This is a genomic window from Marinomonas algarum (assembly GCF_020532605.1).
Taxonomy (GTDB): domain Bacteria; phylum Pseudomonadota; class Gammaproteobacteria; order Pseudomonadales; family Marinomonadaceae; genus Marinomonas; species Marinomonas algarum.
On sequence record NZ_JAJATW010000014.1, the window covers coordinates 51,760 to 66,821 of the forward strand.

The window sequence follows — 15,062 nt, forward strand, 5'->3', positions numbered from 1 at the left end:
CCTTATTCTGCTTTTTTGTTTCTTACCGTGTCTCTTCTGTTGCAAAAAAGATTTAAATACGGCTTAACAGATCGGTTTTCTTCGTGTTGTATTCTGCCTCAGAGATTGCCCCCATATCTCGCAATTTCGCCAGTTTTTCAATCAGCTGAATTACCTCATCAACAGACGATGCCGCACTCATTGGCGAAGCACCCTGAAAAGAAACAATCTCTTGCGGTGCTATCGGGGGCGTTTCCATAAAGTTGTTCTGTGACGATTGGGTAAAGCTCGTTTGCGTTGTGGTATTGGGCGCTTGTGTCGGCATTGCACCGGACACCACAGGCAGACTATTCACCGCGATGGTGCCGTATTGGCTTGAAAACGTCAGGGAATCATTACCCCCTTGTTGCTGACCAATACCACTTATATTGTTGTCTAATGTATCGTACACCGTCACCTGACCGTTCAGGTCAATCGCCAAGCGATTTGGGAAGATCGCGTAACGCGTACTGTTTTGCGCACCACTGCTAAATGGCTGACCAAGCTCACTCGGCCACCACTGGTTACTCGATAAACTGCCTTGTGGGGCGGGCACAAACACTTGCATCGTCGCCAATCCGTTAGACAGTTCATTACACAGGTTGTCCACTGTCGACTTTAAACCATAGTTAAACATATCGCCTACCATGGTCATGCCGCCACGCATCCATTGACCGCCTCCCCCCAGCTCAGGGCAATAAAATTGCGCCATTGACCCTCCGCCATTATTCACCGCAATAAGCATGCTCATAACGGCATCCTGACTAAGGTTATAACGACTGGAAAGGGAATTGACGAGCTGTTGTCCATCTTGCGTTAGGTTTTGCATGGTTAGACTCTCTTAATAGGGGGCATGAGACTGTGTCATCGATTACAGCAAACTGAACCAGTAGGCTATGTAGTCGCCACTCTAACACATCCCTCTCTGACAAAATGGAGACAAGGTTAAGAAAAGAGCAAATAAGGTGTTTATTTACTGATCAATGCAGCATTGAAAATAACGTCCTTTGGAACGGTCACAAAGATGGAGTGCCTTACCTCGTTAAACAACGCTTTACTGCAGTGACCCTCGCCTTCGGTGTCTTCTAGCAAGATCACATCGCCGGCACCAAACTGGCACGTTTCACCGGACGATACGGTAAATTCACAACGGCCTTTTATAATGAACAGAAGCTGACGCTGCGGCGCTGGATGCCATTTAAAGTCGTAATCGCTCGGGGTTTCACGGAAAATCATCTCGCCTGCAGGAAACCGCTCTGATAGGAAACCAATCGGACCACCATCACGAACATCAATCGCTAACTCACCGAAGTGACTCTTACCCTGATCGTCGTTAAAAATACGCGTGAACTTCATCGAATATCCTTCTATTTTTCGTGGTCAAAAGGTGCTCATGTTATCGCTTCTGCTATAAGCGTATAAGCGTCCATGTCGTTCCTTGCCTTGCGTATTGTCTCGTTCCTCGGCACGTCAGCGCCAATGTAACAAAAGCTCAAGGAACAAAAACGAACCGTTATGCCAAGTTCTGTAGCGTATGATTCAATACAGCCAAGGCCACCGCTACATCGTCTGTCATCACCGCTTCCGCCGGATTATGGCTAATGCCTCTGTCACACCGCATAAACAACATAGCAACAGGGCAAATGTCGGCAATCGCCATAGCGTCGTGTCCTGCACCAGAAGGTAAGGTCAGTACTCGATGACCGGCGTGTTCAATGCCGCTCCTGAGGGCACCTTGCAATGTGGCGTCGCAATGCACTGCGGTCGCGGAGTGGGTTGGCTCTATCTCAAGTATCACGTTACGACGGCCTGCAATCGCATGAATTTCCGTCATGATTTGCTCAAGACCAGCGTCGCGTTGTTCATCAAATTCACTGCGAATATCCAGGGAAAACTGAGTATTACCTGAAATCACGTTGACGCCATTGGGTCGATTATTAATCTGTCCCACCGTTGCCACAATGCCATATTGTTGGGCAACACGTTCGACGACCAAAATCATTTCGCTGACCGCACACAAAGTATCTTGACGCAAATTCATAGGCACCGTACCCGCATGACCTGCCATGCCTCTTACCGACAAATCAAAGCGTTTTGCACCGGCAATGGCACTGACCACGCCAACGGGTAAATTTTCGTCTTCTAGCACCGGGCCTTGCTCAATATGAAGCTCTAAGTAACCCAACAAATTCTGATGGTCAATAGCGGCATTTTTGACCTTATCGAAGTCCAAACCAAAGGCTTTTAGCGCATCGGGTAAACGAATCCCATCACTGTCTTGCACCTGACGCCACTCGGCTGGCCACTTACCCGTCAGAGCGCGACTGCCCAACAAGGTAGAACGAAAGCGTGTGCCTTCTTCATCACCAAAACCCACCACATCAAGGTGGAATGGCAGTTCAATGGCTTGCTCTGTGAGCGCCTGAATCAAGGAGATCGGCGCTAATACTCCCAACATACCGTCGTATTTTCCACCATTTGGCACGGTGTCTAAATGACTGCCAATCAAGTAACGGGGTGCATTAGGCACCTTGCTTTCCAAGCGTCCGCACAAGTTTCCCGCTTCGTCTTGCCAGGTGATCATGCCCGCTTGCATCATCCACTCGCCCACTAATTGATTAGCGCGTTGATGCTCTGGGGTAAGGTAACGTCGATCCAAATAGGCATCGGATTGACTGATTCTGCCAAGCTCGTCACAACGAGACATTACTTGCTGAGCGAGTTTGCCGTAATCTGTCATTATCTTTCTCCTGCATAAACCAACATGGCCGCGTCTACCGCTTCGCCTGCTGGCAATACAAAACCGGCACGGCGCAAAACAGTTTCAAGGGACTGCAAGGTATGCAATACCGCATCTTGACGGGCGTTATAGCCCATGGTGCCAATGCGCCAGACTTTGCCTTTCAACGGGCCAAAACTGGTGCCGATTTCAATGTTGAATAAGTGAAGCAAATCATGTCGAACCTTTTCACCGTCAACGTTATCCGGTATGTGAATGCCCACTACGTTGCTCATCTTGTGCTTCAAATCACCAAACGGCTTCAAGCCCATCGCCTGAATCCCTTTTAGCATGGCATCGCCGGCTAATTGGTGGCGCAACAACACGGCATCTTGCCCTTCGCTAAGCAATTGCACCGCGCATTCACGGGAGCCAAATAACATGGTGGCGGCTTCTGTGTGGTGATTTAACCGCTCTTCGCCCCAGTAATCCATGATCATTGGCAAGTCAAAATAGTTGGAACGGATGCGCAAGCCAGACGCACTTTCATGATGAGCGTCACGAATGCCTGCTTCCACATGGGCGCGTTTGCGTACCACCTCCACAAAGCGATCGCTGAGTGTAATCGGTGCGCTGCCGGACGGCCCACCCAGACATTTCTGCAAACCCACCGTCACCGCATCAATTTGCCATTCGTCTACGTTCAACGGATTACCACCAATCGATGCTGTCGCGTCGGTGTAAAACAGCACATCGTGAGCGCGACAAATGGTCCCCAGTTCTTCTAATGGCTGAAACATGGTGGTCGAGGTATCACCCTGCACCACAGCCAACAATTTAGGCTGTACTTTTTTAATCGCGTCTTCAATCTGCTGCGGATCAAACACCTCACCCCACGGTACTTCGATGGTATGTACTTCTGCATCAGCACGTTCTGCAATCTCTGCCAATAAGTGACCAAAACGACCAAAAATCGGAATCAATACCTTGTCGCCCGGCTCTAAGCAAGACACCAAGGCCGCTTCAATGCCCGCACGGGATGTACCGTCTATTAAGAAGGTTTGCTGGTTTTGCGTGTTAAACACACGACGATACAGCGCCATGGTGTCGTTCATGTAGTCCGTCATTGCCGGATCATATTGACCAACCAACTGGGTCGACATGGCCGTCAATACACGCGGATAGCAATTGATTGGACCGGGGCCCATTAACAATCGTGGGGGCAGTGAGATGGGTTGCATACTGGTCTCCTAACTTAACACTTGATAAAGCATTTTGACGCCTGTGAATATAAGCACCACTGCGAACACTTTTTTCAATTTGGCGGCGTCCAAACGATGGGCCAAACCCGCGCCAACAGGGGCAAATAAAACGGTTAATGGGATAATACAAGCCGCACCAATCAAATTAACCAAGCCAACCGTACCGAACGGCGAATCGATCGGGCTTTGGCCAAAGATCAACATCATCAGTGCCGCAGGTAACGAAATAATCAGGCCGACTGCAGCGGCGGTGCCAACAGCACGATGGGCAGGGTAATTACAAAACGTCAGCATAGGTACGGTCAGCGTGCCACCGCCAATGCCCACCATGGAACTGAAAAAGCCCACGCAGGTCGCCATCACACCTTGACCCGCTTTGCCCGGTAAAGACTGAAACACACTGTCTTTTTTGCCCAGTAACATGTTGATCGCCGACAAGGTAGCAATCACACCGAACAATAACGTCAGCCATTCGCCATCAACGCGCGTCACCATGAAACTACCAATCATCACGCCTAAAAAGATAAACAAGCCCCAGCGCTTCAGTAGATCAAAGTCCACATTGCCTTTCGCATTATGAGCACGGATCGAACTGATCGAAGTCGGAATAATGGTCGCCAACGAGGTCGCTGTGGCCACCAGCATCGCCGTATCGGCGCTCACCCCTAGACCTTGGTACAAGAAAAACAACACGGGAACGATCACAATGCCACCGCCAACGCCTAGTAAACCCGCTAAAATACCCCCTACAACCCCCGTCGCCATCATGGCGAGAATCATGCTGTAGTTTTCCATTATAAATGACATCTTCTATGTGCTCCTAAACTCAGTAAAACGCTAATAATAGCCGATTTATCACGCTTGGCCGACTAAAGCGGCGCCATCGCTACGGGGATCGGTGGCTGCATCCGCATGACCGTCCTGATGCAACACGATCGCACCGGCGTGACCCATTAGCTCATTGCGGGACTCAATCACCACTAAGTCATGACCACGGGCAACTAATTCGTCCGCTGCTACGTCAGCAAAATCCTGTTCTACTTTTAGGTTGTGGCTCACATCCCCCCATGTTCGACCCAACAACCAACGGCCTTCACTGATGGCTTGGTCCAGTGGCATCTTGTGATACACATAACGACTGAACAGCGCAGCTTGGGTTTGTGGCTGGCCTTCACCGCCCATGGTGCCGTAACTCATACGACGACCGTCAGCCAATTCAGCAAACGCCGGGGTTAGGGTATGAAACGGTTTTAAATTCGGACCCAGTTCTTGCAAAGACCCTTTTTCCAATGAAAACGATGAACCGCGATTATTCCACACGATGCCCGTCGATGGGCTAACCACACCGCTGCCAAATTCCCAATACAGACTCTGGATATAACTAACCATGCGGCCTTGATTGTCGCAGGCGCCCATCCAAATGGTGTCGCCATGTTTGGCTTGGTGAGGCCAAGGTTGCGCTCGTTCTAACGCAATGTCATGACACATTTTTTCCAGTTGCTCGTCGTCCAATAAAGAGGACAGTTCCAGCGCCAAACGAGATTCATCGGTCAAATACTGGTTACGCTTGATAAACGCCTGCTTGGTACATTCAATTAACAAATGCGCCATGTCAGTGGCGGTTTTTCCCTGAGTGTAGAGTTTGTCGTACAAAGCAAGGATCAATAAGGACGCAATGCCTTGCGTTGGGGCGGGCAAGTTATACAAGGTACCCGCGCCCGTTGTCACTTGCAGTGGTTCGACCCGCTTGGCTTGATAAGAGTGAAAATCAGCAAGACGAATAGGTGACTCTGCGCTGGCTAAGTCTTTTGCCAATCGTGCCGCAATATCACCATGATAAAAATCGTCTAAGCCTTTTTCAGCCAACTGTTGAAGAGTATCCCCCAACGTCGGCAATCTCAGCGTGTCACCTTGCTGATAGAGACTGCCGCCTTTTAAAAAACTCCCTGCAAACCCCTGAACATCCGCCAAATCGGTAAAGGTTTTGATGCTGGCGTCGACGTACGTTTTGGTGACATCACTGCCATTTTTTGCCCATGCAATGGCGTCTGCCAATAAAGTTGATAAAGGAAGGTTTTGTGCATTAGACACTGCCTGCCATTCGTGACTGACGGCTAATGCTTCTTGCCATCCAGCCACGGCGCCCGCCATGGTTAAGGCGGCTTTACCGCCACGTGCTGGAATAGCGTCGTGTCCATGGTAAAAGTCCAATGTGGCTAATTCGGCGGCTTTACCCGACGCATCAATGCCCACTGGCGCCTTGCCAGGTTCACTGATCAACCAGAAACCATCGCCACCCAGACCATTCATATGTGGGTAAACCACAGCAATAGTAGCCGCTGCCGCGACCATGGCTTCAATCGCAGTGCCACCCCGCTCAAGGATCTTTTGCCCAGCTTGTGTCGCTTTAAAATGTGGCGCTGTAAAAGCGACTTGGGGGTTGTTTAGGTCACTGTTTTGTACATTATTATTGTTCACAGGAAACTACTCCATTAGATGTTTTGCAAAGTCGATAAGAGCGAGATCACTGCCTTTTGGCCCGACTAATGACACACCACACGGTGCGCCATCAAGGGTACAGGTCGGCAAATGCAGTTGCGGTAAACCCGCAAGACCAGCAATAGCAGTGAGATCCATTAGTTGATTTCGGTACGCGGCCAACTCGTCGCTGGTGGCATCAAATCGTGGAGACAACCCCGGTGTGGTGGGAATCATCAAGACCGCGTTGGTGAGTTTTTCTTCAATCCAGTGGGTAAAATTGTGTCGTTGTTGTTGTGCCGCTTGAATGTCTTTTGCCGTTAGGGTCTGACACCACTCAAAGCGCGCTTGAATATCAGGGGCAAAGATTGGAAGGTCGATTTTGTCGGCATTCGGTTTTTTCGCCGCTTGTGTCACTTGAAACAACCAATCACCATGTTGATGCCAAATTTCAGCTCCCTGTAAGGTACGAAACGTATCGCTGGTCTGCCACGCTTGAGCATCAATGACGATGTCCGTTTCACCTAGAAGTAAGCCTTGGGCACGCCAGTGGGCAAGCTGCTCGGTGATTTCTGAGTGATGGGCAACATGCTCTATTAAGTTGTGAGCAATCAATACCTGATCAAATGCCACTGCGGGCGCGTGTTTAAGTAGGACACCCGCGACACGTTCGAGTGTTTCAAGGTCTCGCGTTAACCAGCCAACGGTATCAAATGACGGCGCTAACGCCACCATGTTGTCCATCGCAATCACCCCATGAGTAGGCCGTAAGCCAAATAACCCGTTGTAACTGGCGGGGACTCGAATAGAGCCTCCGGTGTCGGTGCCAAGGCCAATGTCAGCCAGCTCTTTTGCAACGGCGATGGCGGAACCTGATGAAGACCCGCCAGGCAAACGATCGGGGGTCAGCGGGTTTTCAGGCGTACCGTAATGAATATTTTGACCGTTTAAGCTGTAAGCCAGTTCGTCTGTGATGGTTTTGCCGCAGAATTGCGCACCCGCTTGCAAAAGACTTGAAACACTTGATGCGGTTTGGTCTGGGATAGCGTGAGTTGCCAGCCACGTCGGATTGCCAGCGGAGGTCGGCAGTCCGGCTATATGAAACAAATCTTTCACCGCCAAGCGCAAGTTATCCAGAGGCATCATTGCCCTGGGTGTTTCTATTTGCAAGGCATCACAAAATTTTAGAGGCGCTTCGCTGCGCTCTAACACATTAAGAAAGGGACTTTCTACAATGAAATGTTTCATATATCCTCCGATGAATCAGAACACATGAAACAACTGTTTCAAAACCTTGTCAACTGAAACAAGGCATTTCTGTGATTTTTTATTTTGATAATGGTTATGGCTCTAATTCGTCTAACACTTCATACAAGTGGGAAATGGCTTGAGTTTGTCGATTCGCCGACTCCCCCAGCACCCCAAAGACACGATTGCACAGCATAGAAATCAAACTCATGGGCGCCGCATAACTGTCAAACGGGCTTTCGTTACCAAGATGACACACCAGTACATGGGACACTTGCTGATTGTACACCTGACCGGTTGGGTCGGTAATCAGTACGGTATTACGTCCCTTAAGTGCAGTCACTATTTGTTTGAACTGCCTCGTACGACGACGAAAACCAAGTAAAACAATGACCTCGTCTTCCAGAATGTCGTGTAAGTCTTCTCCCAGCGTTTGCCCTGGTTGAGGTAATAAACGTACAGAGTGTCTTACCTGTTGCAGTTGCTGACGAAAATGCAGCGCCAGTGGGTAGGCATTGCGAAAGCCAATTAAGGTCACTCGACTGGCTTGTGCTAGCTGTTCACTGATGTCATTTAATAACTCAGGCCGTAATCCCTCAAACGTCAGGGACAGGTTTTTTAGCTCCTGTGCGGTCTGATCCAAAGAGGACCCTTGAGTAAACACAGGCACGCCACTTTCACGCAAGGCCAATTGCGCCTGCTTCGCCCCTTGTTGCGAATCGTAACCCAGTTGACGAAAAAAGCGACTCACGGTGGCTTTCGACGTATGGGTTTTCTCCGCAATTTCAGCCGATGTCTGACTGACAATCGCCAAAGGGTTTTGCTGCAGGTAATTGGCAATGGAACGCGCTGACGGAGACAGCGTTGGGTAAGTCTGCTCAATCAAAGAGAGCACATCTTGCTTTGTCGCCACGAATTAACCTCAATCAAAATATAATGTGCACTAAGGTAGTCGATTCTTGTTTCACTGCCAACTGACATTGTGCTTTTTGTTTCTTAAATAGCCGTCATACTCAATGGATGCGCCTAATGACGATGGCGATCTTTGGCATTTTCGCGGGCAGCGTCATATAAGTGCATTAATTCTTCGGCACTGATACCAATCACCACATCATCCGTTTCAAGTACCTTGTAGAGATCTTCTAGTTCAAAAGGTGATCCCTCTTGATGATCTTTATGCTGATTTTTCATCAAAAAAGCCGGATAACGTCGCCAATGAAATACGTTATTCATGACCAAGGCGAGTAACAGCATAACCAGTAAATTAAGCAACAAGGGATACAGTAAAAACTCATAGCCCAAATCATGGATACTGCTGCCACCAATCACACAAGATAATGCCGTCGACCCACCCGGTGGATGCAAGCAATTAAGGTAGTGCATCACAACGACGGACACACCAACGGCCATTGCTCCAACCACAAAGGCAGCGCCAAAATATTGGTAAAAACTGATCCCGATCGCCGCAGAGATAACGTGCCCAAATACAAAAGACCAGGGTTGGGAAAATGCGCCATGAGGCACCGCAAACAGCAGAACAACACTGGCGCCTATAGAAGACACCACCAACAGAGAATCGGGTAACGACAAGAATAAACTCGAAAAATAAAATACCCCTATCAGAGCAAGGCAAGCGGTTGAACTCGATATAACGCGTTCCGTATGCGATGTCTTGTTTGGAGTCACGCCCATAAAACCGATGGCAGTGCGGTAAAAAGAAGCCAACATGTGGAGAATCCCGTCCATTTAGATAAAAAGAATGACGCTGGTCAGATGGGAATTGTAGTGGTTAAAATAAGTGCATGTATAACGAATTAAAATGAGGTATTAATGCAATTATTTTGCATTTAAAAAGATGGACATTGAACAAGCGAAAACGTTTTTGGAAATTCTTCACTCCGGCACCTTTGCTCGCGCGGCCGAGCGGTTGCATGTCACTCAGACCACGGTGACAGCGCGTATGCAGACACTGGAATCCGCGTTGGGTTGCGTGCTTTTCACGCGCAACCGAGCTGGCGCCAAACTGACTCGCCAAGGAGAAGCCTTTGTTAAACCGGCCCAAGCTATGCTAGAAGCATGGGAACAAGCCAAAAGCATCAGTGGACACAGCCAATTTCCGAGCTTATACCCCTTAAATGTCGGAGGAGAAATCAGCTTATGGAACCCTATTTTAATCGACTGGTTGCTGGCTTTAGAGCACGCTGTGCCTCACTGGCAGGTAAACAGTCATGTGTCGTCAACAGATGCTTTGTATTCCGCTCTCCAAAAACACGTTATCGACGCCATTATTGTCCACAGTCCGCGCTACCTTACAGGCCTAGTTGTTGAACAAATTGCAGAAGAAAAGCTGATTCACGTGGCGTCTAGCAAAGCCTTTTCTCCTGATGTCTTTATTGATTGGGGAGACGATTTTGCCCAGCAGTTTGATCGTTGTATGCCCTACAATCGCCGTACCGCAACACAATTTTCTCTAGGGCCAATGGCACTGAAGTACTTACTTGCAAAAGGGGGAAACGGCTATTTCCGCACCCGAGTTGTTGATCAACACCTCAAGGAAAATACTTTATATAAGGTGCCTAACGCCGCAGAATTCACCTATCCTATTTATCTGGTGTATCGCAAAAATCTGCCTTTTACGGAAGAGTTTGAACAAGCCAAACGCGCTCTGCTCAGCAGTGTCCAAGCCACGTCAAAATGGACGCTTTAACCCGCGACGACGAAAGAGTTTGACGCCTTGTCTCATACTCAAAAAAACACGCTGGGAGCGGTTGACTATCGTTACCTATCTGTCATATTACCTCGGTACGCTCATCTGATAAAACGCATGTAAGCACTCATAGAATCACAGGAGATGATGAAATGAAGATGAAAGACCAACTGGACAGCGCGCAACCTTTAAAAAAGCACAAGGTGAAGGCCAAAAAAAGCGCACTGAAAAAGAAAAAACAAGACAAAGAAAAGAACGTCATCACGTCCTCGTTAACACCGCAAGAGACTCTTGAAGCCAACTCACCGTTAAAGGTGAATCCCTCTTTAACCGGTGTGTCTGAAGAAGCGGCCCCCACACTTGAGAAGACTTTAAAAGTACGCCACACCGCGGATCAAGACACTCAGGCACCACCAAACCGCCAGAGAGCGTCTAAAACCTTGTCGCCTATGTCGAAAGAAGAGCAATTGGTGGCCGTGAATCAAATCATTAAACGCTTACTGATTGACGAAATTACTCAAGGCGAAGCGCTCAAAGCACTTCGCGTCGGTGTGTTAGGCATTCGCCAAGACGCTTACACCAAACTCTGTGGTGTCTCACGCAAAACACTGTCTGAAATCGAAAACGACAAGGGCAACTACACGGCTGACATTATTAACAAGGTGTTTGCGCCTTTTGACTTAAAGGTTGGCTTGGTACCCACGTCTAGCCAGCTCATGGCGGCTATCCTCACGCACTAATTCATCTGGTTTATTGCGGCAAAGGCATCCATTTTCTTCGCAAAATCGATGTCTTTTTGGGAGACACCAGACACATCATGACTGGTTAACTGCACCTTTACCTTATTGTATACATTGAACCACTCTGGGTGATGATCTTGCTTTTCTGCATACAGCGCGCACATGCTCATAAAACCAAACGCGTGCTGAAAGTCTTTAAACACAAAAGTTCGTGTTAACTTTTCCTCCTCAAACGTCCACTCTGTCAATGTCTGAAGCGCATCAACGATGTCTTTTTGTGTCAATTTTTGATGTGTCATAGTGACCTCTTAATGTGTTTTAACGACGAATAAACAGACCTTACGCTAAGGCCTTTTTCAAAAAATCTCGATAAGAACAAACAAATGTCAAATATTCCCCTCGCTTTCAGGATTTGCTACTGCAGGAATCACGCAAATTTCGTATGATCATTTTATCTTACTCTACCCCATCAATTTAGAAGGACTGTATGGAATTTATCTGGATATTGTTTGCGTTCGTGTGTGGATTAGCGGTCAAGCTGATTAATTTGCCACCGTTAATCGGTTTTTTATTGGCCGGGTTTTTACTCAACTATGTTGGGCTAGAACCCAGCAACACACTCACTGCGTTGGCAAATATCGGTATTACTCTCATGCTGTTCAGTATTGGCCTAAAGCTCCATGTTAAAGACTTGCTCAAGCAAGAAGTGTGGGCATCTACCCTGAGCCACATGGGCATTTCCACCCTCGTTTTTGCCGGTATTGCCTTACTGCTAGGCACATTGAGTTTGCCTTATTTCGGGGTACTCGACTTCAAAACAGCAGCCTTAGTTGGCTTTGCATTGAGTTTTTCCAGCACCGTTTGTGTTATGAAGCTACTCGAAGAAAGCAGCGAATTAAAGACACGTCACGGACAGTTGTCGCTGGGTATCTTGGTTATGCAAGACATTGTTGCGGTCGTTTTTCTCGTTGCCGCAACAGGTAAAGTCCCCTCTATTTGGGCGTTAGGCCTGTTTGCCCTGCTGTTTCTTCGCCCGGTTATCAACAAGGTAGTAGACAAAGCCGGTCACGGTGAAATGTTGCCTTTGACCGGTTTATTCCTTGCCTTGGGCGGTTACGAGCTATTTTACCTTGTGGGGGTGAAAGGCGACCTGGGCGCCCTTATTTTTGGTATCTTATTGGCCTCACACCCTAAAGCCAATGAACTGAATAAGTCCTTAATGAACTTTAAAGACTTGTTCCTAATTGGGTTCTTTTTGTCCATAGGCTTCACCGCATTACCCACTCTCAGCATGATAGGCATCAGCTTAATCATCACCTTAGTCATCTTAGTGAAGTTTGCCTTCTTCTTCGTTCTATTAACCAAAATGAAGCTTCGCGGTCGAACATCTTTCTTATCCTCCATGATACTGTCTAACTACAGTGAGTTTGGCCTTATCGTCGTGGCCTTGAGTGTCGCTAACGGCTGGCTAGCCAAAGAATGGTTAGTTGTATTGGCGTTGGCCGTCTCTTTCTCTTTTGTTATTACCAGTGTTTTGTATCGCAATGTTCATCGCATGTACCGTAAAAACAAAGAAACCATCCGTCGCTTTGAAAGCCCTAACTGCTTACCAGAAGACCGCTTTACTCAACCCGTTCATTCTGACATTTTAGTCGTTGGTTTAGGTCGAGTCGGACGCGGTGCCTTTGACTCTCTAAAAGGATTTGTTGGTAATATCGTGGCTGGCATGGACGCCGACCGCAATCGCATTAAGCAGATGCAAGCCGACAACGAAAATGTCTTCTATGGCGATGGCGAAGACGCTGACCTTTGGGAACGCCTAGATACCTCCAGGATTCGCTTGGTACTGCTGGCTTTACCCGCCGCTGAAGACACCACCAATGTGGCTATCCAACTGCGCAAAGCCAACTACACCGGACAAATCGCTGCCATTGCACGCTACCAAGATGAACGCGATATTCTGATCAACAGTGGCATTGATAACGTATTTAACTTTTACACCGAAGCCGGTACGGGCTTTGCTGAGGAAAGTCTGGCCTTGATTCGCCCTCCGGTGAAAGAAGTGGCATAGCGACGTCTTTAACGCTTCATTTCATCGATTTTGGCTTTTACCGCTTCCGCTTGTTCTGTCAATTCAGAATACAAGCGGATGTCTCCACCGCGTTGCGCTTGCATGGCTTTTTCAAGGAGTTCGCCATATTCTTTGTTGAGCTTTTTCGCTGGGTCGGACTTAAGAAATGAGAACATAATAAAACCTACTGTTATAAAGTGATGTAAAGCATACGTTCTCCGACTCACTTTTAGATGAAAACGCGACAAAAAAAACGCCAATCAGGTCACCCTGTTGGCGTTTTCTGTTTCTAAGCGAGGATCCTAGATGTCTAAAAAGTCCATAATGCCTTCGGCGGCTTTACGACCTTCATCAATCGCAGTCACCACCAAGTCCGAACCACGCACCATGTCACCACCCGCAAAGATTTTTTCATTGGTGGTTTGGTACATATATTTGGCTTTCTTCGGTGCAACAACACGACCACGGGCATCGGTATTGATACCAAACTTTTCAAACCAAGGCGCAGGGCTGGCTTGGAAACCAAAAGCGATCAGTACGGTGTCAGCAGGAATAATCTGCTCACTGCCTTCAACGATTTCAGCACTGCGGCGGCCGTTCTCATCTGGCTCACCCATCTTGGTTTCAACGACCTTGATGCCTTCCACTTTGCCGTCGCCAATAATTTCCACAGGTTGACGATTAAACAAGAACTGCACGCCTTCTTCTTTGGCGTTTTGTACTTCTTTACGAGAACCTGGCATGTTTTCTTGGTCGCGACGGTAAGCACAGCTCACGCTTTTCGCGCCTTGACGAATCGCCGTACGGTTACAGTCCATGGCCGTATCACCGCCCCCTAAGACAACCACTTGCTTGCCTTTTAGGTTCACGTAATCGGCTTCGTCTTCTTCAAAATCTAGGCAATGATTAACGTTAGAAATCAGGTAGTCTAACGCATCGTGAACACCTGGAAGGTCTTCCCCAGGGAAGCCACCCTTCATGTATTTATAGGTGCCCATGCCAAGGAAAACCGCATCGTACTCTTCTAGTACATACTCAAATGGGACATCGTCACCGACAGAGGTACCCAGTACAAACTCCACACCCATCTCTTCGAAAATCTCACGACGACGTGCCATGACGCTTTTCTCTAGCTTAAACTCTGGAATACCAAAGGTCAGCAAACCACCAATTTCAGGGTACTTATCAAATACCACCGGTTTAATGCCGTTACGCACTAGAATATCAGCACAGGCCAAACCGGCAGGGCCAGCCCCCACAATGGCCACGGTTTTGTTCACTGGCACAACGTTTGTCATGTCAGGACGCCAGCCTAGAGCAAACGCCGTATCCGTGATGTATTTCTCAACAGAACCAATGGTGACCGCTCCGAAGCCACCTTCCCCTAACGTACAAGCGCCTTCACACAGACGATCTTGTGGGCAAACACGACCACAGACTTCAGGCAATGAGTTCGTTTGATGGCTTAACTCAGCGGCTTCTAAAATACTGCCCTCACTGACTAATTTCAGCCAGTTCGGAATGTAGTTATGCACAGGGCACTTCCACTCACAGTAGGGGTTACCACACTCCAAACAACGATGTGCTTGGTCTTGGGCACCGTCTTTTTCAAACGGCTTATAAATTTCGACGAATTGCGCCTTACGAGTGATTAAAGGCTTTTTCTTCGGATCTTTACGATCTACTTCGACGAATTGAAATGCATTGTTCAAGCGCTCAGACATAAGCTGCTATCTCCTTGGCCACCTGTCAGCAAGCGGCACTTCTCTCAAATGGGTCAGACTGATTCGTTCAGCGCGTGGGGCGTGTTATTTTTCCA

The 15,062-nt window shown here is 48.2% G+C and carries 15 protein-coding genes; 3 read left to right on the forward strand and 12 right to left on the reverse strand.

Translation table 11 applies throughout. From position 1 onward, the window contains the following. Positions 1-52 precede the first annotated feature (52 nt). From LG368_RS10315 to LG368_RS10355, 9 genes are all read right to left on the reverse strand, one after another. The gene (locus tag LG368_RS10315; protein WP_226754640.1) at positions 53-847 is read right to left on the reverse strand and encodes an SHOCT domain-containing protein; all 795 of its coding nucleotides are present in this window, start codon (positions 845-847) and stop codon (positions 53-55) included. Between the two features lie 140 nt (positions 848-987). Continuing rightward, complete coding sequence (locus tag LG368_RS10320) at positions 988-1,374, reverse strand: cupin domain-containing protein (RefSeq protein WP_226754641.1); 387 nt, start codon at positions 1,372-1,374, stop codon at positions 988-990. A 157-nt stretch (positions 1,375-1,531) separates the two neighbouring features. Then, complete coding sequence (locus tag LG368_RS10325) at positions 1,532-2,758, reverse strand: allantoate amidohydrolase (protein WP_226754642.1); 1,227 nt, start codon at positions 2,756-2,758, stop codon at positions 1,532-1,534. Then, positions 2,758-3,978, reverse strand: coding sequence for a pyridoxal-phosphate-dependent aminotransferase family protein (locus LG368_RS10330; protein WP_226754643.1), 1,221 nt, complete (start codon positions 3,976-3,978; stop codon positions 2,758-2,760). The genes LG368_RS10325 and LG368_RS10330 overlap by 1 nt, the downstream gene beginning before the upstream one ends. A gap of 9 nt (positions 3,979-3,987) precedes the next feature. Further along, the gene (locus LG368_RS10335) at positions 3,988-4,806 is read right to left on the reverse strand and encodes a sulfite exporter TauE/SafE family protein (RefSeq protein ID WP_226754644.1); all 819 of its coding nucleotides are present in this window, start codon (positions 4,804-4,806) and stop codon (positions 3,988-3,990) included. Between the two features lie 48 nt (positions 4,807-4,854). Next, complete coding sequence (locus LG368_RS10340; RefSeq protein WP_226754645.1) at positions 4,855-6,477, reverse strand: gamma-glutamyltransferase family protein; 1,623 nt, start codon at positions 6,475-6,477, stop codon at positions 4,855-4,857. A gap of 6 nt (positions 6,478-6,483) precedes the next feature. Then, positions 6,484-7,725, reverse strand: a complete 1,242-nt coding sequence (locus tag LG368_RS10345; protein ID WP_226754646.1) for an amidase — start codon at positions 7,723-7,725, stop codon at positions 6,484-6,486. 94 nt (positions 7,726-7,819) lie between these two features. Next, entirely contained in the window at positions 7,820-8,638 is an 819-nt protein-coding gene (locus LG368_RS10350; RefSeq protein WP_226754647.1) for a MurR/RpiR family transcriptional regulator, read from the reverse strand. Positions 8,639-8,751: 113 nt separating this feature from the next. Then, positions 8,752-9,453 (reverse strand): HPP family protein, encoded by a 702-nt coding sequence (locus LG368_RS10355; RefSeq protein WP_226754648.1) that lies wholly within the window; start codon positions 9,451-9,453, stop codon positions 8,752-8,754. 127 nt (positions 9,454-9,580) lie between these two features. Here LG368_RS10355 and LG368_RS10360 point away from each other — a divergent pair, with 127 nt between their 5' ends. Continuing rightward, positions 9,581-10,432 (forward strand): LysR family transcriptional regulator, encoded by an 852-nt coding sequence (locus LG368_RS10360; RefSeq protein ID WP_226754649.1) that lies wholly within the window; start codon positions 9,581-9,583, stop codon positions 10,430-10,432. A 152-nt stretch (positions 10,433-10,584) separates the two neighbouring features. Next, positions 10,585-11,172, forward strand: a complete 588-nt coding sequence (locus LG368_RS10365) for a helix-turn-helix transcriptional regulator (protein WP_226754650.1) — start codon at positions 10,585-10,587, stop codon at positions 11,170-11,172. Here the strand turns inward: LG368_RS10365 and LG368_RS10370 are convergent. Beyond that, complete coding sequence (locus LG368_RS10370; protein ID WP_226754651.1) at positions 11,169-11,471, reverse strand: 4a-hydroxytetrahydrobiopterin dehydratase; 303 nt, start codon at positions 11,469-11,471, stop codon at positions 11,169-11,171. The genes LG368_RS10365 and LG368_RS10370 overlap by 4 nt on opposite strands. Before the next feature lie 188 nt (positions 11,472-11,659). On the opposite strand from LG368_RS10370, the gene LG368_RS10375 reads away from it, so the two are divergent. After that, positions 11,660-13,243, forward strand: coding sequence for a cation:proton antiporter family protein (locus LG368_RS10375; protein ID WP_226754652.1), 1,584 nt, complete (start codon positions 11,660-11,662; stop codon positions 13,241-13,243). An 8-nt stretch (positions 13,244-13,251) separates the two neighbouring features. Here LG368_RS10375 and LG368_RS10380 read toward each other — a convergent pair whose 3' ends face one another. Together LG368_RS10380 and LG368_RS10385 are read right to left on the reverse strand one after the other, a co-directional pair. Further along, a complete protein-coding gene (locus LG368_RS10380) occupies positions 13,252-13,419 on the reverse strand; it encodes a DUF6435 family protein (protein WP_226754653.1) in 168 nt (55 codons plus the stop codon). 126 nt (positions 13,420-13,545) lie between these two features. Continuing rightward, positions 13,546-14,967, reverse strand: a complete 1,422-nt coding sequence (locus LG368_RS10385) for an FAD-dependent oxidoreductase (protein WP_226754654.1) — start codon at positions 14,965-14,967, stop codon at positions 13,546-13,548. Positions 14,968-15,062 lie beyond the last annotated feature (95 nt).